The sequence below is a fragment of the Terriglobia bacterium genome (assembly GCA_020073495.1).
Taxonomy (GTDB): Bacteria; Acidobacteriota; Terriglobia; order Terriglobales; family Acidobacteriaceae; genus JAIQFD01.
Window position 1 is genome coordinate 57,543 of sequence record JAIQFD010000001.1, and the last position, 19,779, is coordinate 77,321.

Genomic DNA, 19,779 nt, shown 5'->3' on the forward strand with positions numbered 1-19,779 from the left:
CCCATTGCGTCAATCGGGCATCCAAACTATCAGCGTGGTCCCGGAGTCCCTCGAAGATACGCTGCGCTGCGGCCGCCATGTCCAATAGCCCCGCACATCCCGGCGCAGACAACTTGAAAAACTCCGGTGTGGTCTCTCGGCTTTCACATCATACTTTTCAGTTCGCCGGCATCGTTCATCGGCGGGTCATCTTTGGTGCGCCCAATACTCGGATTAGGGTTCATGAGGCTGCTCATAATCTCCGATGTAGGTGTCGCGGCTGATGCCCAGCATGCTCAGGAAAAAAGAGGAGAAGACCGTCTGGACACCCAGGAACAGCCACATGGACCAGAACAGGACTTCCCGCAGCCCATCATCGAGCGGCCCAAAATCGGTCGCCGCCCAGTGCCATGCAACCCGCGCGCTCCCCGCAAAACCCGCCACAAACATGATGGCGCCGACCAGCAATCCGTGCTCCAGTGTTACGCGCCGCAACATCCGCTTCAGCGAGACCGGGTTGCGATCGAAGCGCGCGGCATAGCTGAACACCTTAGCGAAGAACCCAATATTGATGATCTGAGCGCCCATCAGCGTGAAAATCACGCCGAAGACCATGGTGTGAATATCCAGGACGATCCGCGCGGTGAGATGGCGCGGGCCGGGCAAGAGCCAGAAGACCAGCGCCAGCCCAAGAAACAACAGCGAAAACCCGGGCAACAGAAAAAGCCAATTGGGTGCGTAAAGCAGGAAAAATCGCAGCGTGCGCCAGCCGTCCCGAAAGCTGCGGAGATGAGGTGGACGGCCGCGCTTGTCAGGCCACAGGATTATGGGAATCTCGGTGATCTTGGCGCCGATCTGTGCGGCTTTGATGATGAGTTCGGGGGCGAATTCCATTCCGGTGCTGCGGACGTCCAGCCGATCGTACATGGCGCGGGAAAAACCGCGCATGCCGCAATAGCAGTCGCCGATTCCTGTCCGAAACAGCAGGTTGAGCAACGCGGTGAGGCCGGGATTCCCAAAATACTTGTGGTGCCACGGCATGGCGCCGGATTTGATGCCGCCGCGAAAGCGGTTGCCCATGACCAGGTCGTAGCCTTCGCGCCACTTCAGAACGAACTGAGGAACGACGGAGAAATCGTAGCTATCGTCTGCGTCACCCATGATGATGAGGCGGCCACGCGACGCGGCGATGCCCGCCTGCAGGGCGGCGCCATACCCGCGCTGCGCGACCCTTATGACGCGCGCGCCGTGCGCCTCGCCGATCTCGATGGACCCGTCGGTTGAGCCATTGTCGGCTACAACCACTTCTCCAGACAGGCCAGCGCCCCTGAACGCGCCGAACGCCTTGTCTATGCAGATGGCGAGGGAGTTCGCCTCATTCAAGCAAGGAATGACGACTGAAACTTCAACCTCTTCGGCTGGCATGGCTGACACGGCTTTAGGCAGGGTTTGCGTTTCCACATCGCGCGCACTTCGCGCAGAATCCTCAAAACCTCATCGGTCGCTAAGATACCAGAAAATGCCCTCTCCCACGAAATCAGGATGATGTCTCATCCTTGCCGCTGTGTTCAACGATCAAGTGGCCCGATCGACGAAGGCCTGCTGCTGCATCCACTCCCAGGCAGAGGTGATGATGGTCCGAAGCTCCTGCTTTTCCGGGACCCAGCCAAGCTCTCTCTTGATTTTTTCCGAGCTGGCCACGAGCACCGCCGGATCGCCGGGTCTCCTCGGGCCGATGCGCACGGGGATCTCCCGCCCGGTGACGCTGCGGGCCGTCTCCACAACTTCCATGACCGAGTGGCCGCCGCCGCAACCCAGATTAAAATTCCCGCTCGACCTTTTCAGATAATCCAACGCCAGCACATGGGCATGCGCGAGGTCGCTCACGTGGATATAGTCGCGAACGCACGTGCCGTCAGGAGTTGGATAGTCATCGCCGAAAATCTCCACATGAGGCCGCAGCTTGGCCGCCGCCTGGAGAATCAGTGGAATCAGGTGCGTTTCCGGATCATGCCGCTCGCCACAGTGTTTTGTTGCGCCGGCAGCGTTGAAATAGCGGAGACTGACGTACCGCATGCCGTAGGCCTGTTCGTACCAATGGCAGGCTCGTTCAAAAGCGAGCTTCGTTTCTCCGTATGGGTTTGTGGGGCGCGTGGCGTCCGATTCATCGATCAGGGGTTTCTGTGATTCACCGTATACGGCAGCTGTCGAGGAAAGTACCAGGCGGGAAACCCCAGTGGCGCGCATGGCTTCGAGCAGCGCCAGGCTGGTGACAAGATTATTGGTGTAGTACTTCGCGGGGTTCTCGCACGACTCTCCCACAAGAGCATTTGCCGCCATGTGAATGACGGCGTCGATTCCGTGTTTTGTCAGCGCACTCTCGAGTGTCTGCCTGTCCAGAATCTCACCCTGAACGAATTCAGCGCCGGGAAGCACGGCATCGCGGTGGCCCAGGCTGAGATTGTCGTAAACGACGGTATGCTGCCCTGCCGCTAATAATTCCTCTACGACCACGCTGCCGATGTAACCCGCCCCGCCCGTAACCAGTATTCGCATCCTGGAAGTGAAGCGAAAGTCTCCATTTTCTTCGTTCGTTCGGCGGGTACTATACACCAAACCACCTACGTGCAAGCGGACCGTAATTAATGGCAAATGGATCGTAGGCGCCACTGGCTCGACCGAAGCATTGACGCACTTGCGAATTGCACGGGTGTTTACAAAGACCGCAGGGGTTTTCGCATTGAGAATGAAGGAATAGACGGATCATCGAGTACAGGGACGGAACGCCGCCGGCACGTGAGAGAGCCAAGACGCGGCAAAGGTGCCCCAAACGCCCGGCTTCGCCAAGCCGATCCTTAGGTGTGCGCAGCAGTGCGGGAACTCGCGGCGGCGGGCAAGAACCTGCGAGCTACGCATTCTTGACCAGCGACTGTTCCACGCGCATGGGCAGCACTGGCTCGAGCATGAAGTCGAAGCGGTCGATCTCCGCGAGGGCGCGGCGCATCACCGGCTCCGACACCGGCTCAACCGTGATGACGAACGAGCGCCGGTCCTTGGGCGAGCGCTCCTGAATGACGGCCTCGACGTTGATGCCCTCGCGCGCAATCACCTCGGCCACGCGCGCCAGGATGCCGGGACGGTCGAGCACGGTCAGCCGCAGGTACCAGCCGACCGGCGTGGGCGTCTGGCTGATGCGCAGATCGTGCTGGTCGAGGAAGCCTGGGACCTTCCGAGCGGCCAGCGTGCCCGCCGCCAGCGAGCGGGCGATGTCCACGATGTCGGCGACCACGGCGGCGCCCGTGGCATCTCCGCCGGCGCCGCGGCCGTAGAACATCTGCGTTCCGATCTTCTCCCCCACGAGGAACACGGCGTTGTTCACGCCCTCCACCTTGGCCAGCATGGAGCGGCGGTCCACCAGCCAGGGACGCACCGACAGCTCGACGCCCTGCTCGGTCTTCTCCGCCGCCGCGACCAGGCGGATCGTCCCTTCCAGACGCCGCGCGTAGTGGATGTCCTCCGCCTCGACCTGGCGCACGCCGGTCACGGAGATCGCTTCGGGCGCGAGACGCCCGCCGAAGGCCAGCCGCGCCAGGATGCAGAGCTTGTCGCGCGCGTCGATGCCGTCGATGTCGAGCGCGGGGTCGGCCTCCGCGTAGCCGGCTTGCTGGGCCGCCGCGAGCGCTGCGCCAAAATCCAGGTTCTCGCTCTCCATGCGGGTCAGGATGTAGTTCACCGTGCCGTTGAGGATGCCGTACACGGCCAGGAGCCGGTCGCCCGCGGTCTCCTCGGCAATGGCGCTCAGGATGGGCACGCCGCCGGCGACGGTGGCCTCAAAACCGATGGGCAGGTTCTTCTTTGCGGCGAGGGCAAAGATCTCGTCGCCGTGGCGGGCGACCAGGTTCTTGTTGGCGGTGACCACCGGCTTGCCGCGTTCCAGGCACGCGCGCACCGCCCGATAGGCGACATCCGTGCCCCCAATCGTCTCGACCAGGATGTCAACGTCATCGGCCTGGACGACCTCGCGCCACTCGTCGGTGACGCGGACGGTTCCCGGTACCGCTTCCGAGGAGAGCGGCGAACGACGACACACCGAGGTCACGCGCAGAGACACCCCGCTGCGCTTGCGGATCTCCTCCGCGTTGGCGGTGATGATCTCCGCCGTGGCCTGTCCCACGGTGCCGTAGCCGACGATTCCGACGCCAACGGTCCTCATCGCCTGGCTTCTCCTTCTGCGAGCACCTTGCGTGAATCGCGTGCGCCGCGGGAGGCGACGGCGGTGGCGTGCACCTCCGCCTTCAAGCCGGCCCGGGCCACGGCCTCCGCGATGTGCCGCTTGGTTTCGTCCACAGGAACGGTTTGGTCGGCGAACACCAGGACCGCAGGTCCGGCGCCGCTGAGCACCGCGCCCAGGATGCCCGCCTTCCCTGCCAGCGCGCGGACAGGCTCCAGCAGCGGGCATAGCGTGGCGCGGTAGGGTTGATGGAAGCGATCATCGAAGGCCCATGGCAGCAGGTCAGGCCGGCCCTGGCCCAGCGCGGAGATCAACAACAGAGCACCCTGAACATTGGCCACAACGTCCCCGCGGGTATATCGCTCGGGGAGCACTCTGCGGCCCTTCTCGGTCGCCAGCGGCTGGTCTGGGACGATCAGCAGAAGCGACCAACGCGCCGGAGTGTCGATGCGCAGCGCCACGACCTCGCGCTCGGTCTGCTTGGTGACCACCAGCCCGCCCAGCCAGCACGCGGCGGCATTGTCAGGATGACCTTCCCGGCGCGCTGCCTCGTTCAGCACCTGGCCGTCCGTCAGGGAAAGCCCGCCGAAGTGCATGGCCAAGGCGATGCCCGCTAGCCGTGCCGCGGCCGAGGAGCCGAAGCCCTTGCCGATGGGGATCTCATTCTCGATCTGCAGAGCGATCGGCGGGGCCGTGCCGCCGCCTGCCTCGAGCACTTCGCAGTAGGTCTTCAAGATGATGCTGTCCCTGTTACCGCAGATGTCCGCGTCCACGCCCTCGGCGCGGATGGAAAAGTCCGAGGCGGGCTGAGCGCGCAAACGGAGATAGAGATCGAGCGCCAGTGCGGCCGCGTCGAATGCCGGGCCCAGATTCGCCGACGTCGCCGGCAACTCGATCTCGAAGGCGGGAGCGCGGGTCGTCATCGGAGGTCCTTGTCTGCGTCCTCCAGGGCGCGGACGACGGCGTCCACTTCAGCGTCGAGGACCACGGGCGGTCGGCGCAAGGGCCGGGTTGCGGGGACGTCGGCGAAGAGCTCGCCGCTGTGGAACTTGAGCGTGTACTCGGGGTCTTTCAGGAGGTGGCCGGTGAGGATCAGCACGACCGTCTCCCCACGCTTGACGAAGCCCGTACGCACCAGCTTCTTCAGACCGGCGAGAGTCGCGGCCGAGGCAGGCTCGCAGCCCACGCCGTCCGCCCCGATCTCGGCCTTGGCGATAGCCAGCTCCGCCTCGGTCACGTCGTCGCATGCTCCGCCGGTGGCACGCAGAACGCGGACCGCCTTGCGCCACGAGGCGGGATTGCCGATGCGGATGGCCGTGGCCAGCGTCTCCGCCGCCATAGGCTCCAAGCGCTCGCCCTTGTTCTCGCGCAGGCTGCGCACCAGCGGGTTCGCGCCTTCCGCCTGGATGAGCGAGACCTTGGGCAGGCGCTCGATGAATCCGAGCTCGCGCAACTCCAGCAGCGCCTTGCCCAGCGAAGAAGAATTCCCCAGGTTGCCAGCCGGCACGATCACATGGTCGGGCACCCTCCATTCGAGCTGCTCCATCAGCTCGATGGCGGCGGTCTTCTGGCCCTCGATGCGATAGGGGTTCACGGAATTCAACAAATAGACGGGACGCCGGCGCACGACCTCGTTGAGCACGCGCATGCAGCCGTCAAAGTCCGTGCGCAGCTGGCAGGTGAGCGCGCCGTACTCCAGCGCTTGCGAGAGCTTGCCCCAGGCGATCTTTCCCTCCGGGATGAGCACGAGGCTGCGCAAGCCGGCCCGGGCCGCGTAGGCCGCCATCGAGGCCGAGGTATTGCCGGTTGAAGCGCAGGCCACCCAGCGAAAGCCCTCCTGCTTCGCCACGGAGAGCGCCGCGGTCATGCCCGTGTCCTTGAACGAGCCGGTCGGATTCATCCCCTGGTGCTTGGCCAGCAGGCGTTCGACGGCGGCGGCGCGCGCACAGCGCGGCAGCTCGTACACCGGGGTGTTGCCCTCGCGCAAGGTCACCGCCTGGCGGAAATCCCGCAGGATGGGCAGGAGTTCGCGGAAACGCCATACGCCGCTCTGGTCTAGCGCGTCGAGCGAAGCCTTGCGCCGCATCCAGACCTGCTTCAGCTCGGCCGCGTCGCACAACATGCCGGGATAGCACGCTTCCAACAGGTCGCCGCAGCGCGTGCATCGGAAGTCCGGCGCAGCGGTCTCCGCCATGCTATTGCATCCGCTGCAACGCAGGCGGGCCGTGGCCGCTGCGGCTCCGGATTGGACATTGGGGCTCATGCCGGGGCCCGTCCCATGGCGACGACGTGGGCCGGCGAAGCCGCGCTGAGGAATTCCGTGTGCACGGCCTGCACCACCTCATTCGCTGCCGACGCCGGCACGGCAAAACAAATGTTCAGCTCGCTCGCACCCTGCGCGACGGCGATCACGCTCACATTGCGCCGCGCCACCGCGCCGAACAGCCGCGCCAGGATGCCGAAGGTGCCCTTCATGGTCTCTCCCAGCACCGCAATGACGGCGATGTTCCGCTGCACCGACACCTCGTTGAGGATCCCGTGCTTCAGCTCGTTGCGGAACAGGCGATGGATCACGCCCAGCACGTGTTCTGTGTCCTGCTCCCGGAACACCAGCCCCAGCGCGTTCTCCGACGAGGATTGGGTGGAGAACAGCACATCCACGTGCTCGTGGGCGAGGCGCAGGAAGAGGCGGCCGAAGATCTCCGCGAAGTGGACGTCGCGGCGGGTGGTGAGGGTCAGCAGCGACGCCTGGATGACCGCAGTCACCGCCTTGACGGGGGAGCCGATCGGCGCAACCGAAGGGGCGATCTTCGTCCCGGCGACTTGCGGCGCGAACGAGTTCTTGATCCACACCGGCGTTGCCGCCTGCATGGCGGGCCAGATGGCGCGGCGGTGGATGACCTTGGCTCCGTAATAGGACAGTTCGATGGCCTCGGCGTAGGTGATCTCCGGCAGCGTGGCCGCGTCGGGGCACACCCGCGGGTCGGCAGTGAGAACCCCGTTCACGTCCGTCCAGATCCAGATCTCATCCGACCCGATGGCGGTGCCCAGGATGGTGGCAGAAAAATCCGATCCGCCGCGGCCGAGGGTGGTTGGCTGGCCCTTGGAGGTGGCCCCGCAGAATCCCGTGATCACCGGCACCACACCGCGCTCCAGCAGTGGCGACAGCGATGCCTGGCAGCGCCGCCGCGTGGCTTCCATGTCGGGGCTGGCGTCGCCGAATTTCTCGTCGGTCACCAGCACGGTCACTGCGTCGACGTACGCCGCGCTGGTGCCGATCTGTCCCAGGTAGGCCGCCAGGATCTGCGCCGAGATCTTCTCTCCCATGGGCAAGGCCACATCGAGCACCTGCGGCGTGCTCGATCGGAGCAGCGCGAGCGCGTGGCAGAACTCGCGAAGCTGGTCCAGAACCGCGTTGACTTTGCCGCGGATGACTTCCCGGGAGTCCGCGGAGAAAAGTTCATCGAGAACGGCGTGATGGCGCCGCTGCATTTCCCCGAGGGGTTCTTCGATACCGGCCTGGCTGCCTGCGGTCGCTGCCTGGAGGGTGCGCACAATGAGGTCCGTGATCCCCGCCATCGCCGAGACCACCACGACGACCTTGTAGCCCTGGGCGGCTTGCTGCACGATCGAGCCGACACCGCGGATGCAGGCCGCATCGCCGACCGAGGTCCCACCGAATTTCATCGTGATCAGGCTCATTGCGCGTCTGCCCGGATATCCGTGTAGTACAACATGGCCGACCGGCAGCAGCAAGCGACAGCCAAGCGGGTCGAGTGCCGAAATGGCGCTGCCCATCGGCCGAGACACGAACGGCACGGCCTCCAGCCGTGCCGAGGTTAATTTCCTAACGCTTAGCAGCGCACAATCTTCGGAGAATCAATCCCCTTGGTGGCGTTGCGGGTGTCCACCACCAGCCGCGACTCGGCGACGATCCTCTTGAAATCGTAAGTCGAGTGGTTGGTGATGATGATGACACAGTCGTACTGGTCCAGCTTTTCGAGCGGCGCGCACGTCATCTGCAGGTTGTAACGGCGCCCGCGGCCAACCTTGGGAAAGTAGGGGTCGTTGTAGCTGACCTCGGCGCCCGCCTTCTTCAACTCCTCGATGATCACCAGAGCCGGCGATTCACGCAGGTCGTCCACGTCCTTCTTGTACGCGACACCCAGAATCAGTACCCGTGCCCCGTTCAGCGACCTGCGATGCTGGTTCAGCGCCCGCGACACCGCCTCTACCACGTGGTAGGGCATGTACGTGTTCACTTCCCCGGCCAGCTCGATGAACTTGGTCTGGAAGTCGAACTCCTTCGCCTTCCAGGAGAGATAGAAGGGATCCACCGGGATGCAGTGCCCGCCGAGGCCGGGGCCTGGATAGAACGGCTGGAAGCCGAAGGGCTTGGTCGAGGCCGCCTCAATCACCTCCCAGATGTCGATGCCCATGCGCATGCACAGCAGCTTCAGCTCGTTCACCAGCGCGATGTTCACGCAGCGATAGATGTTCTCCAGCAACTTCGTCATCTCCGCCGTCTTGGGGCTGGAGACCGGCACGGTGCGCCGGAAGATGGCGGAGTACATGGCCGCCGCCAGTTCGGTCGCACGCGGTGTGGTCCCGCCCACCACCTTGGGAATTTCCTTGCGGTCGAAGTCGCTGCCAGGATTCTCGCGCTCCGGCGAGAAGGCAACGAAGAACACGTTGTCCGAACCCGGCGCATGGCTCGAGACCTTCAGGCCCGACGGGCTCTTTTTCTCCAAGATCGGGATCAGCACCTCTTCGGTCGTGCCCGGATAGGTCGTGCTCTCGAGAATGACCAGCTGCCCGGCCCGCAAGTGGGGCGCGATGGCTTCGCCCGTCGCCCGGATGAAGCTCAAGTCCGGCTCCCGGTACGCATCCAGCGGCGTGGGGACGCAGATGATGATGGCGTCCATCTCCTTCAGGTGGGAGTAGTCGGAGGTAGCCGAGAAACCGCGCTGCCGCGCCTCTTTCACCTGCTCGGCGGGGATGCGATAGATGTACGAGCCGCCCTCGCCCAACACCTTGATTTTGTTCTCGTCGATGTCGAAGCCGGTGACTGGAAATTTCTCTCCACTGAACAGCAGCACCAGGGGCAGACCTATGTACCCCAGGCCGATGATCCCCACTCTGGCGGTGCGGGTTTGGATGCGGGTAAGAAGTTCATCAGACAAGGAGAGCCGCGCGGCCGAAGGTTGCATCTCTGAACACCCCGTGAACGAAAACCATCCCGGATTCTATCATCGGAGCGGGCCGCAGCAGGCGACGCGGGCCCAATCAAGTCCCGTGACCGAGAGCATCGCGGAGGGCATTCTGAGACGCATTCGGGCCGTGAGCACCAGAGGACGGCTTTGGGAACAAAGTGCGGCCAAATTCACAAAAACCGCAAAGTTTTTCGCCTTTTTTGGGCCCACTTTTGAACACAGGAAACCTGGATATCGCATTTTGTTACACTTACGAGCCGTTTTTCGTTGGCCAGAAGGGCCAAAGTTGGCACTCAGCTTGCACCTATCTGAATACTCCGTGCCCTCGGACCGCCCGTTCTAGTATGAGCGTGTGGTCTGTGGCGTAGCGGCCAGGACGTCGCGAAGACGTGGGAGAGGCTAATGTTCCAGGCACAACCTGATAGGCGTACGGAGCAGCGTTTTGCACTTCGCTTGCCGGTAATCGTAAGGTCTTCCGAGGGGGGCCTGAAGGAAGAATCGTCGCAGACGAGGGATGTCAGCGCGCGTGGTGCATTCTTCTTCCTCGAGAACCGCTTGCCGGAAGGAACTCCCATCGAGATGACCCTCACGCTGCCTTCCGAAATCACACTTACCGAAAGCATCAAGGTCCGCTGCAAGGGCCGTGTGGTGCGCATCTTCGACGAGGCGCCGGGGGGCAAAGTCGGCACCGCCGTGATCATCGAACAATACGACTTCGCGCACGAAGTGCACGAGGCCTAGTCCCTGCCTTGATCTCACCGGCGCGGGCATGACCCGCGCCTTTCTTGTTGCCGCGCCCCAGCAAACGGCTGCCCCGTTTAGCACGCCGTCCGGACCGTTCATTTGCTGCTAAACTCCACTCATTGTGAGCCCTCCGCAATCCAAGGGCGAAGGTGAAATGGCTCCCCTGTTTGCCGAACTCTACGCCCGCAGCAAGGCGGAGAGTCTCGGGATCGGACGGGAGCAATTTGCGCGCCTGCTGCAGGCGATCGCCGACAAGTACGCTCCCGGCGCGTCGGAGGTGGAGCTGCGGGTGTTGTACACGTCGTTGCGCGTCGAGGAGCTGGTGCTGGCGCGCGCCTGCGCCGCCGGGCACGACGCCGCCTGGGAGATCTTCCTCACCCGCTTCCGGGAAAAGCTGTACGACGCGGCGCACGCCATCACCCGCGACGACGCGAATGGCCGCGAGCTGGCCGACTCCATCTACGCCGACTTGTACGGCACGCGCACGCGCGACGGCGGCGAGCGCGTCTCCAAGCTCGATTCCTACACTGGGCGCGGCTCGCTGGAGGGTTGGCTGCGTACCGTGCTGGCGCAGGAATTCGTGAACCGCTACCGTACCGGGCGGCGCAACGTGAGCCTCGATGAGCAGGAGGAAGAAGGCCACCAGGTGGCCGCGCCGCACCGGGAGGAGACGGCCGCGCCTGCCCCGCTACTGGCCCCGGCCATCGACGATGCGCTCTCCGCATTGGGCGCCGAGGACCGGTTTATCCTGGCCGCGTACTTTCTCGACGGCCGCACGCTGGCGCAGATCGCGCGTACGCTCGGGGTGCACGAGTCCACCGTCAGCCGCAAGGTGGAGAAGATCGCCGCCAGCCTGCGCAAGAAGATCCTGGAGGCCCTGGTCCGAGGCGGAATGAGCCGCCGCCAGGCCGAAGAGGCGCTCGAGGTGGACGTGCGCGACGTTTCCGCAGATATCCGCGGCCGCCTGGCGCAAGAAACTCGCCGCCGGCCGTTCTTGAAGAAGGAGTCCCCGTAGAGGGAACATAGAAGCGAGCAGAGGGAAATGCCAGAGTTACCCAAATCCGTGATCGAGCGGCTGAGGAACCGGCCCGGGACGCAGGATCATCCCGACGCCGACCTGCTCGCCGCCTTCTCGGAGCAGGCCCTAACCGGACGCGAGCGCGAAAGTGTGCTCGCGCACCTGGCGATCTGCGCCACCTGCCGTGAAGCCGTCGCCCTCGCCCAGCCGGGAGCTCCGGCCGAGCAGCCCATGACGGGGTTCCTGCCCTGGTACCGGCAGCCGCAGACCCTCAAGTGGTCTGGGATCGCCGCGACCGTCGTGGTCGCCGCCGCTCTGGTGGCGGACTACAATCTGCGCCGGCAAGTCCCACCTCCGTCGACGATAGAACGTCGGGCGGAGACGGCTGCGGCCGTCAACGCGCCCGCGGCAGCAAAGGCCGAACCCAAGGCGGAGATGGAGACCAAGAACGGGACCATCGCCGCCGATCGGGTAAGGGCGTACGACAAGCTGACCGCCCCGTCGCCCAAGAAGCAGGCGGACGCCGTGATGGCGACGCGGGCAGTCCAACCCCAGTCGGAAGCAAAGACTACCAAGAGCGAGGAACGCCGCTTCGCGATGGGCGTCCCAGCGGCTCCGCCAGCGGAGAAAGCGCTGGTGAAGGACGACAAACTGGCAGTCGCTGAGCGCGATCAGCGAGCGGACCAGGCGGCCACGCAGGTTTCAGCCCCTGTTACGGCCCCGGCACCCGCTGCGACGGAGAACGCCATGCTCGCGAAGAAACAGCCGGCGTCCGCAGCGGAGACGGTCGAGGTCCAGGCAGCGGCTCCCGCCCCAGCCAAGAGTGCCGGTTCCGTCGGCGGTGCAACGTTTGAGGGGCGTGCGGCGGCTCCCGCGCTCAAGGCCAAGGTCGGGAGAATCAGTACGGGGAGCCGCTGGAGCATCTCCGAAAAGGGACAATTGCAGCGCTCCTCAGACGCCGGTCGCACCTGGCAGGCGGTGACGGTGGAGCGAGGAGCGAGCTTCCGCGCCGTGGCGGTGGTCGGGGCTGACGTGTGGGCCGGCGGACCTGCCGCGCTTCTCTACCACTCCTCCGACAACGGCGGCAACTGGACGCGGCAAACCCTCCCGGGTTCCGCCGCGGCCATCGTCTCGCTCGAGTTTTCTGATGCGCAGCACGGGGTCGCACGCACCGCCGATGGCGCCGCCTGGTCCACCTCGGACGGCGGTCAGCACTGGACGCAACAGTAAGCGCCTGCCTTATTCACTGCACTGACAACATCCTTAAGATGGTTATTTACTTATTGGATAATGGTGCAAAACCGCGGCAGGAGTGATACAAAATGGGGCCTCCCCCTCTCAGGGAACCCCGTCGCAAGCGGAAGCAGGGCTGGGAAACCCGGCAGTCAAGCCCCTCAGACGGGCCCAGGAACGCGGGCCTCAACCTCGTTCCAGGAGGCGTCCTCATGCTTGAAACCGTCGATCTAAAGGCGAGTATCGCCAAGACGCAATACGCGAAGGAAATGCCGGAACTCCAGGAAAAGCTCCGCAAGCTGCAATACGCTGCCCAGGAAGCGGAGATCCCAGTAGTCATCTGCCTGGAAGGGTGGGACACGGCGGGCAAAGGCCAGATCGTCAAGAAGCTGACCGAAAAGCTGGACCCGCGGCTCTTCCGGGTGCTTCCGGGGACGCGGCCGACGCCGCTGGAGCAGCGACATCACTTCCTCTGGCGCTACCAGGTGGTGCTGCCCAATGACGGGGAGATGGCGGTCTTTGACCACTCCTGGTACGGCCGAGTGCTGGTGGAGCGCTGCGACAAGCTGACGCCGAAGAAGGAGTGGCGCGAGGCTTACCAGCAGATCAATGAGTTCGAGCGCTGCCTGACCGACGACGGTCAGGTTCTGCTCAAGTTCTGGATGCACATCTCGAAGAAGGAGCAGAAGAAGCGCTTCCGCGCCTGCCTGAAAGACCCGCTGCTGAAGTGGAAGATCACCAAGGAATACAAGCGTCACCACAAGGACTACGGCAAGTGGGTGGATGCGGTGGAGGAGATGCTGGCCAAGACAGACACGCCGAACGCGCCGTGGGTGGTGGTGGAGGCGAACGACATCCGGTGGGCGAGGGTCAAGGTGTTCGACACGATCGTGAAGGCGATCGAATCGGTATTGGCGCGGCGGCAGGCGCTGCCGGCGGGAGTGTCGCGCACGGCGGCGGCCGCGGCGGCGACCAAAGAGGCGCGCGCGGAGAAGGCGACACGCGACAGCGAACTGGCCCGCGCCGAGGAGAAGAAAACGGTCGGGGCCGAGGCCAGGTCCAGAGCGGAGGTGGCCCATGCTTGAGAAACTGGATCTCGGGAAGAAGCTGTCGGAAAAGCAGTACGAGGAGCAGGTGGGCCGCGCTCAAGTGCGCCTGCGGGAGCTGGAGTTCCAGATCTACAAAAAGCAGATCCCGGTGCTGTGCGTCTTCGAGGGCTGGGACGCGGCCGGCAAGGGTGGAGCGATCAAGCGTGTGACCGAGATCCTGGACCCGCGCGGCTTCACCGTCTCCAGCTATGCGGCGCCGAAAGGCGAGGAGCGGACGCACCCCTATCTGTGGCGCTTCTGGCGGAACCTGCCGCGCACCGGGCATGTCGCCATCTGGGACCGCAGCCATTACGGACGCGTGCTGGTGGAGCGCTGCGAAGGCTTCTGCAACGACGACGAATGGCGGCGCGCCTACCGCGAGATCAACGAATTCGAATCGCACCAGCACTCGTTCGGCATGGTGATCTGCAAGTTCTGGCTGCACATCAGCAAGGAGGAGCAGTTGCGGCGCTTCAAGGGCCGGGAGACGGACCCGTTCCGCTCCTACAAGCTGACCGACGAGGACTGGCGGAACCGCGCCAAGTGGGACGTCTACCTGGCAGCGGTCGAGGACATGCTGCTGCATACCAGCACCCCGTACGCGCCCTGGACGGCGGTGGAGGCGAACAACAAGTACTGGGCCCGCGTGAAAGTATTGCGCACGGTGTTGGAGGCGATCGAGCAGAGGTTGAGTTAGGGTCAGAAAGGGTCGAAGATGCCGATCGATCGGCAACGGAATCAAATGCTCTGCCGGCGGCTCAGCCGGCTTCTTAACCAGGTCGCAGACAAACCGCAGCCGGACACGGTGCACCAGTTCCGCACCACGGCGAGGCGCATCGAGGCGCTGCTGGAGGCACTCAGCCCGGATCCCGACAAGAACCAGCGCAGACTCACCAAGCGCGTCGTGAAGCTGCGGCGGCGCGCAGGACGAGTGCGCGACATCGACGTGCAGATGGCGGCGCTGCGCAGCCTGAAGATCGGTCGGGACGCACAGCGCAAGGACCGCCTGATGCAGGCGCTGGCTGAGCTGCGGAGCAAGCGGGAAAAGAGGCTGGTTTCGGTGCTGGACAAGGAAACGATCCGCGAGGTGCGCAAGCGCCTGCGCAAGGCAGCGAAGGGCCTAAGCCTGTTCGCGGAGCCGGCGGCGATGGACGGCGCCTTGGACGCGGCCGCGCCGTTCGACCCGATAGCTACGTCGCTCCGCATGTTCGTCCGGGTGGCGCGGGCGCAGGGAGCGCCGCTGCGGGAAGACAATCTGCACGCGTATCGCCTGGAGACCAAGCACGTGCGGTACGTGGCCGAGATGGCCGGCGAAGACCAGACCGCGCAAAAGATCGTGGCGGAACTGAAGCGCATGCAGGATACGATCGGCGAGTGGCACGATTGGCTGGTGCTGACGCAGCGGGCGCAGGAGATGCTGGCGCCGGCGCCGGAGTCCCCGCTGATCGCCGCGCTGCAAAACGTGACGCGGGCAAAGTTCCGCGAGGCGATCTCGGTGTGTACCGACGCCCGCAAGAACCTGCTAGAGGTCGCACGGACCGTGCTGCCGCCCCGCAAATCAGCCGCCGGAGTCCACGAACCGGCCGTAGCGGCGAGCGCGTGAATCAGTCGTGAGTCGTCAATCGGCAGTCGTCAGCCTTAAGAAGAAACCCTGAACACTCTTCTTGCCTCCATACCGGAGGCTTTTTGTATGCCGGTACTGGCAGCCATCGATATCGGATCGAACTCGGTGCGGCTCAAGATCGCGAGCCTCACCAGGCGGCGCCTGAAGACCGTGCACGAGGACCGCGAAGTCACGCGGCTGGGCGAGTCGGTGTTCAAGACCGGGATGCTGGCGCCGGACGCGATGGCGCGCACGGTGAAAGTGCTGCGGCGCTTCCACAAGGCCATCCAGGCGCACGGGGCCACGGCGGTTCGCGCGGTGGCGACCAGCGCGCTGCGCGAGGCGCGGAATGCACCATCGTTCCTGGAATGGGTGTTGTCGGCGACGGGCTGGAAGCTGGAGACCATCTCCGGACTGGAAGAGGCGCGGCTGATCCATCTGGGCATCCTGGGAAACCTGCGGGGCACGCGCTCGCCGATGCTGCTGATGGACCTGGGCGGCGGCAGCTGCGAGCTGACCGTCTCGGTGCAACGGCATATCCGGGTGACGGTCAGCCTGCCACTGGGAGCGGTGCGGCTGACGGAGGAATTCCTGCGGCACGATCCGCCGAAGAAGAACGAACTGGCCAGCCTGCAGCGGATAATCGCCCAGCGGATCGGGCGGGTGGCGCCGCGCATCGCACGTGCCGGCGTCAAGATGATGATCGCGACCTCGGGAACGGCGGCGGCGCTGGACGCGATGTTCAAAGCCAGGCTGGGCGGGAGCAAGCGGGAGAAGGTGTCCGCGCAGGTGCCGCGCAAGGCGGTGGTCAAGCTGGCGGAGATGCTGGCGAAACGGAACCACCAGCAGCGGGCGTCGGTGCCGGGACTGGGAACGAAGCGGGCGGAGATCATCGTGGCGGGCGCGACCGTGTATGCCGAAGTGATGGAGCGGTGCGACCTGCCCAGCTTCCTCTGTTCCCCGCTCGGCCTGCGCGATGGCCTGCTGGCGCAGATGGCGGCGGAACAACACCTGAGCGCCCGCTCCACCAGGCAGATCGCAGCCGACCGCTGGGACTCGCTGCTGACGGCGGGCAAGCGGTACCATGTGGACATGCTGCATGCGCGGCAGGTGCGCGAGCTGGCCATGCGGCTGTTCGATGAACTCCAAGACGTGCACCAGTTGCCCGAAGATTACCGCGAATGGCTGTCGGCGGCGGCCATGCTGCACGAGGTGGGGAGTTACGTGAACCGCACCGGCTGGCACCGGCACGCGTACTACATCATCGCGCACTCGGAGATCCTGGGATACACGCCGCAGCAGCGGAGGATCATCGCGGCCATCGCGCGCTACCTGGGCGCGCTGCTGCCCACGCCCGGTCAGCCGTACCTGAAGGCTCTGTCGCCACCGGATCGCAAGCTGGTGCCGAAGGCCGTGGCGCTGCTGCGGCTGGCCCGCGCCCTGAACCAGGGACGCCGGGGAGCGGTCACCGGGGTCACGGCGCGGGTGAAGGACGGAAGGGTGACTCTCGAGCTCAAGGCGGTCAAGCGCATCGGCGCCGATCTGGAGCTGTGGATGCTCGACAAAGAGCGGGGTCACTTCCGGGACTTGTTCGGGCGGGAATTGTTCGCGGAATTAACCTGACGGGGGGAGATCCTTCGCTTCGCTCAGGATGACGCCCGCGGGCTCCCGCTCGGCGGTAAAACCCCCTCGCTCGCGCCCGCGACGCGGCGTCACTTCCGGGATTTGTTCGGTCGGGAGCTGTTCGCAGAGCTTTCGTGAACGGTGCGCACCAGCTTGGGCGTGAGGCACCATTGGAGCGTCGCCGCCTTGTCCACTTCGACGCGGGCCACCGCGCCCTTCTTCAGATCCACCGCCGATTCTGAACTGCGATTGCTGATCAGCAGGCTGAGGAACTCGCTCAGATTGGGGTTATGTCCGACCACCATGATGGCTTCGGCCCTGGCGTTGCGGGTGAGCAGATCGCCGAACTGGGCGAAGCTGGCTTCGGGACGGAGAGCGTTGTCGATGGTGAGCTTGCCCTCGAACGCGATCTCGTTGCCGACGAGCGAGGCGGTCTGGGTGGCGCGCTTGAGCGGGCTGGAGAGGATGGTGTCCACGTGGATGTCCATGGCCGCGAGCGCGCGGCCGATGTAGCCGCACTGCTCGATGCCGTCCTTGTCGAGTGGACGCTTCTCGTCCTTGGCCGGGTCACCTTTGTGCTGGCCTGCGCTGGCGTGGCGCAGGAAATAGACGATCATGGCAAGTCCCTGTGTATTTCAGCGGACAAATGTTAAACCGCGGTGAACGTTTTGTGAAAGGACGGCAAAATCGCAAGACACCGCTCATCGGGCGCGCACGCGCGACTTGCTGGGCACGGGGACCGACTCCAGCGCCTGCTTGCCCTCGGCGAGACCGATGAGGAATTCCTGCGCGTTGAAGCCGGCGGGGCCGAGATCGGCAGCCTGCTTGCGGCGTGAAGTGAGCAGCTGCTCGGCGCGAACGTAGGAACCGTCGGGCTGGAGCAGGCGGGCCTTGACGGTGTCGGAGAGATAGACGCGCAGCACCTCGTCGAGCATGCGCTGCCGCAGCATGGCATCGCGCACCGGGAACACGACCTCGACGCGGTCGTAGAGGTTGCGCGGCATCCAGTCGGCGCTCCCGACGTACATCTCATCCTCGCCGCCATTGGCGAAATAGAAGATCCGGCTGTGCTCGAGGAAGCGTCCCACCAGGGAGCGCACGCGGATGCGGTCGCTGACGCCGCGGATCCCCGGCCGCAAAGCGCATTTGCCGCGCACGATGAGGTCGATCTGCACTCCCGCCTGCGAGGCATGGTACAGCGCCTGGATGATGTTCTTGTCGAGCAGGCCGTTCATCTTGGCGATGATGCGCGCCGGGCGGCCCTTGCGGGCGTGCTCGGCCTCCCGGCCGATCAGCGACAAGAAGCTCTCCGCCAGGTTGAGGGGCGAAACCAGCAAGGGCTGGTAGCTGTCGCGCTCGGAGTAGGCGGTCAGGAAATGGAAGACAGCATGGACCGCGGAGGTGACCTCCTCGTCGGCGGTGAACAGGCTGACGTCGGTGTAGAAGCGCGAGGTGATCTCGTTGTAGTTGCCAGTGCCGAGGTGGGCGTAGCGGTGGATGACTCCGTCGGCTTCCTCGCGGGCGATGAGCGTGAGCTTGCAGTGGGTTTTCAGGCCGACGACGCCGTGAAAGACCTGCACGCCGGCGTCCTCGAGGTAGCGCGCCCATTTGATGTTCGGCGCTTCGTCGAAGCGCGCCTTGAGCTCGACGATGGCGGTGATCTCTTTCTCCTGCGCCGCGTCCACCAGAGCGTTCACGATGGGCGAGTTCTGGCTTGTGCGGTAGAGCGTCTGCTTGACGGAGAGGACGCGCGGGTCCTCGCAGGCCGACTCGATGAACGAGACCACAGTGTCGTAGGAATCGAAGGGGTGGTGCAGGAGGATGTCGCGGCGGCGGATCTCCTCCCACAGGTCGCGCGACTTGGCGGTCAGGTGGAACTCGCGCGCTACAAAGCTCCTATATTTCAGCTCCTGCTTTCCGCTCTGCTCGTAGAGGGTCATCAGCCGGGAGACGTTCACCGGTCCGTCGGTGGGAAAGACCTGCCAGTTCTCCAGCTCGAACTCGGTGCGCAGGCGCTCGATGATCTCGGGGTTGGCGTCTGCCTCGATCTCCAGACGGACGGCGTCGCCGCGCCGGCGGTTGTGCAGCTCGGTGCGCACCGACTCCAGCAGGTTCCGCGACTCCTCTTCCTGAAGATAAAGATTGCTGTTGCGGGTGACGCGGAAGGCCGCGGCAGAGATGATGTCGTAGCCGGAATACATATCGGCGGCGTGCATCGTGACCAGGTCGGCGAGGAAGACATAGTCCTCGGTGTCGGGCAGGCGGACCAGGCGCGGCAGGGCGCGCGGGACGGTGACGACCCCCATGTACGTTCCGGCGGCGCGACGGCGGCGGCGCAGCAGCAAGGCCACGCACAGCGCCTTGTTCAGCACGCGCGGGAAAGGGTGCGCAGGATCGATGGTGACCGGCGTGAGCAGCGGGTCGAGCTCGCGCTGGCGGTAATCGTTCAGGTACGAGAGCTGGTCGGCGTCGAGCTCGTGCAGGCCCAGGACGCGAATGCCCTGATCCGACAGGGCGGGACGCAGACCCTCGCTCCAGCAGCGATACTGCGCGCCGACGAACTCGTGCGTCTCGCGGGCGATGAGGTCGCGCTCGTCGGCGGGAGCCATGCCGTCGGCGCCCGGCTCGGTGTAGCCGTCCTCAATGCGCTGCAGCAGGGCGGCGACACGGACCTCGAAGAACTCGTCCAGATTGCTGGCGGTGATGGCCAGGAACTTGACTCGCTCCAGTAGCGGGTTGCGCTCGTCCTCGGCTTCTTCAAGCACACGCCGGTTGAACTTGAGCCAGGAGGCTTCCGGGTTGATGTAGTACGCCGGGTTTTCCAAGGACCGGGCCATGGGAGCAAGGGGAGACTTCTATCGTATGCCGAGGCGACAGGGGCGGCAAGTGACCTCGGCGATACGAAGTAACTTATTGAAAATAAGATAGATAGACTGGATGTCTGGGGATGGGCGGGACGGCCTCGGGCGGCGTCAAGAGCGCGGCTCACGGGCGTCTGGGATGTCCTCGACGGGTGCTTCAGCCGGGGTTTATCCTTGAGCGTTTGG

16 protein-coding genes are annotated in these 19,779 nt (G+C 64.8%); 7 read left to right on the forward strand and 9 right to left on the reverse strand.

Annotated features, from left to right (window positions below; all coding sequences use genetic code 11):
* Positions 1-213 precede the first annotated feature (213 nt).
* The 7 genes from LAN37_00235 to LAN37_00265 all read right to left on the reverse strand — a co-directional run bounded on the left by LAN37_00235 (position 214) and on the right by LAN37_00265 (position 9,420).
* Positions 214-1,404 carry a glycosyltransferase family 2 protein gene (locus tag LAN37_00235; protein MBZ5645631.1) on the reverse strand — a complete coding sequence of 397 codons (1,191 nt, stop codon included), beginning with the start codon at positions 1,402-1,404 and terminating at the stop codon, positions 214-216.
* Between the two features lie 150 nt (positions 1,405-1,554).
* Positions 1,555-2,535, reverse strand: coding sequence for a UDP-glucose 4-epimerase GalE (galE, locus tag LAN37_00240; GenBank protein MBZ5645632.1), 981 nt, complete (start codon positions 2,533-2,535; stop codon positions 1,555-1,557).
* 352 nt (positions 2,536-2,887) lie between these two features.
* On the reverse strand, positions 2,888-4,192 hold the full coding sequence (locus LAN37_00245) for a homoserine dehydrogenase (protein MBZ5645633.1): 1,305 nt from the start codon (positions 4,190-4,192) through the stop codon (positions 2,888-2,890).
* Positions 4,189-5,133, reverse strand: coding sequence for a homoserine kinase (gene thrB / locus LAN37_00250; protein MBZ5645634.1), 945 nt, complete (start codon positions 5,131-5,133; stop codon positions 4,189-4,191). Before thrB ends, LAN37_00245 begins: the two co-directional genes overlap by 4 nt.
* Positions 5,130-6,473, reverse strand: coding sequence for a threonine synthase (thrC, locus tag LAN37_00255; GenBank protein ID MBZ5645635.1), 1,344 nt, complete (start codon positions 6,471-6,473; stop codon positions 5,130-5,132). The genes thrB and thrC overlap by 4 nt, the downstream gene beginning before the upstream one ends.
* Positions 6,470-7,912, reverse strand: a complete 1,443-nt coding sequence (locus tag LAN37_00260; GenBank protein ID MBZ5645636.1) for an aspartate kinase — start codon at positions 7,910-7,912, stop codon at positions 6,470-6,472. The genes thrC and LAN37_00260 overlap by 4 nt, the downstream gene beginning before the upstream one ends.
* A 152-nt stretch (positions 7,913-8,064) precedes the next feature.
* Positions 8,065-9,420: a nucleotide sugar dehydrogenase gene (locus tag LAN37_00265; protein ID MBZ5645637.1), complete on the reverse strand. Its 1,356-nt coding sequence runs from the start codon at positions 9,418-9,420 to the stop codon at positions 8,065-8,067.
* Between the two features lie 405 nt (positions 9,421-9,825).
* Here LAN37_00265 and LAN37_00270 point away from each other — a divergent pair, with 405 nt between their 5' ends.
* The 7 genes from LAN37_00270 to LAN37_00300 all read left to right on the forward strand — a co-directional run bounded on the left by LAN37_00270 (position 9,826) and on the right by LAN37_00300 (position 16,732).
* Positions 9,826-10,164 (forward strand): PilZ domain-containing protein, encoded by a 339-nt coding sequence (locus LAN37_00270; protein ID MBZ5645638.1) that lies wholly within the window; start codon positions 9,826-9,828, stop codon positions 10,162-10,164.
* A gap of 157 nt (positions 10,165-10,321) precedes the next feature.
* Entirely contained in the window at positions 10,322-11,182 is an 861-nt protein-coding gene (locus LAN37_00275; protein ID MBZ5645639.1) for a sigma-70 family RNA polymerase sigma factor, read from the forward strand.
* 27 nt (positions 11,183-11,209) lie between these two features.
* A complete protein-coding gene (locus LAN37_00280; GenBank protein ID MBZ5645640.1) occupies positions 11,210-12,415 on the forward strand; it encodes a hypothetical protein in 1,206 nt (401 codons plus the stop codon).
* 215 nt (positions 12,416-12,630) lie between these two features.
* The gene (locus LAN37_00285; GenBank protein MBZ5645641.1) at positions 12,631-13,503 is read left to right on the forward strand and encodes a hypothetical protein; all 873 of its coding nucleotides are present in this window, start codon (positions 12,631-12,633) and stop codon (positions 13,501-13,503) included.
* Positions 13,496-14,203, forward strand: coding sequence for a hypothetical protein (locus LAN37_00290; GenBank protein ID MBZ5645642.1), 708 nt, complete (start codon positions 13,496-13,498; stop codon positions 14,201-14,203). Before LAN37_00285 ends, LAN37_00290 begins: the two co-directional genes overlap by 8 nt.
* Before the next feature lie 18 nt (positions 14,204-14,221).
* The gene (locus tag LAN37_00295) at positions 14,222-15,109 is read left to right on the forward strand and encodes a CHAD domain-containing protein (GenBank protein ID MBZ5645643.1); all 888 of its coding nucleotides are present in this window, start codon (positions 14,222-14,224) and stop codon (positions 15,107-15,109) included.
* An 87-nt stretch (positions 15,110-15,196) separates the two neighbouring features.
* A complete protein-coding gene (locus tag LAN37_00300) occupies positions 15,197-16,732 on the forward strand; it encodes a Ppx/GppA family phosphatase (GenBank protein MBZ5645644.1) in 1,536 nt (511 codons plus the stop codon).
* Positions 16,733-16,821: 89 nt separating this feature from the next.
* Here LAN37_00300 and sixA read toward each other — a convergent pair whose 3' ends face one another.
* Both sixA and ppk1 read right to left on the reverse strand, forming a co-directional pair.
* On the reverse strand, positions 16,822-17,349 hold the full coding sequence (gene sixA / locus LAN37_00305; GenBank protein MBZ5645645.1) for a phosphohistidine phosphatase SixA: 528 nt from the start codon (positions 17,347-17,349) through the stop codon (positions 16,822-16,824).
* A gap of 84 nt (positions 17,350-17,433) precedes the next feature.
* Complete coding sequence (gene ppk1 / locus LAN37_00310) at positions 17,434-19,569, reverse strand: polyphosphate kinase 1 (protein ID MBZ5645646.1); 2,136 nt, start codon at positions 19,567-19,569, stop codon at positions 17,434-17,436.
* Between the last annotated feature and the right edge of the window lie 210 nt (positions 19,570-19,779).

What these genes read in the sequence shown, in the direction of transcription:
- LAN37_00235 (MBZ5645631.1), bottom strand. Translation starts at nt 1,404, where the DNA reads ATGCCAGCCGAAGAGGTTGAAGTTTCAGTCGTCATTCCTTGCTTGAAT.
- galE (MBZ5645632.1), bottom strand. Translation starts at nt 2,535, where the DNA reads ATGCGAATACTGGTTACGGGCGGGGCGGGTTACATCGGCAGCGTGGTC.
- LAN37_00245 (MBZ5645633.1), bottom strand. Translation starts at nt 4,192, where the DNA reads ATGAGGACCGTTGGCGTCGGAATCGTCGGCTACGGCACCGTGGGACAG.
- thrB (MBZ5645634.1), bottom strand. Translation starts at nt 5,133, where the DNA reads ATGACGACCCGCGCTCCCGCCTTCGAGATCGAGTTGCCGGCGACGTCG.
- thrC (MBZ5645635.1), bottom strand. Translation starts at nt 6,473, where the DNA reads ATGAGCCCCAATGTCCAATCCGGAGCCGCAGCGGCCACGGCCCGCCTG.
- LAN37_00260 (MBZ5645636.1), bottom strand. Translation starts at nt 7,912, where the DNA reads ATGAGCCTGATCACGATGAAATTCGGTGGGACCTCGGTCGGCGATGCG.
- LAN37_00265 (MBZ5645637.1), bottom strand. Translation starts at nt 9,420, where the DNA reads ATGCAACCTTCGGCCGCGCGGCTCTCCTTGTCTGATGAACTTCTTACC.
- LAN37_00270 (MBZ5645638.1), top strand. Translation starts at nt 9,826, where the DNA reads ATGTTCCAGGCACAACCTGATAGGCGTACGGAGCAGCGTTTTGCACTT.
- LAN37_00275 (MBZ5645639.1), top strand. Translation starts at nt 10,322, where the DNA reads ATGGCTCCCCTGTTTGCCGAACTCTACGCCCGCAGCAAGGCGGAGAGT.
- LAN37_00280 (MBZ5645640.1), top strand. Translation starts at nt 11,210, where the DNA reads ATGCCAGAGTTACCCAAATCCGTGATCGAGCGGCTGAGGAACCGGCCC.
- LAN37_00285 (MBZ5645641.1), top strand. Translation starts at nt 12,631, where the DNA reads ATGCTTGAAACCGTCGATCTAAAGGCGAGTATCGCCAAGACGCAATAC.
- LAN37_00290 (MBZ5645642.1), top strand. Translation starts at nt 13,496, where the DNA reads ATGCTTGAGAAACTGGATCTCGGGAAGAAGCTGTCGGAAAAGCAGTAC.
- LAN37_00295 (MBZ5645643.1), top strand. Translation starts at nt 14,222, where the DNA reads ATGCCGATCGATCGGCAACGGAATCAAATGCTCTGCCGGCGGCTCAGC.
- LAN37_00300 (MBZ5645644.1), top strand. Translation starts at nt 15,197, where the DNA reads ATGCCGGTACTGGCAGCCATCGATATCGGATCGAACTCGGTGCGGCTC.
- sixA (MBZ5645645.1), bottom strand. Translation starts at nt 17,349, where the DNA reads ATGATCGTCTATTTCCTGCGCCACGCCAGCGCAGGCCAGCACAAAGGT.
- ppk1 (MBZ5645646.1), bottom strand. Translation starts at nt 19,569, where the DNA reads ATGGCCCGGTCCTTGGAAAACCCGGCGTACTACATCAACCCGGAAGCC.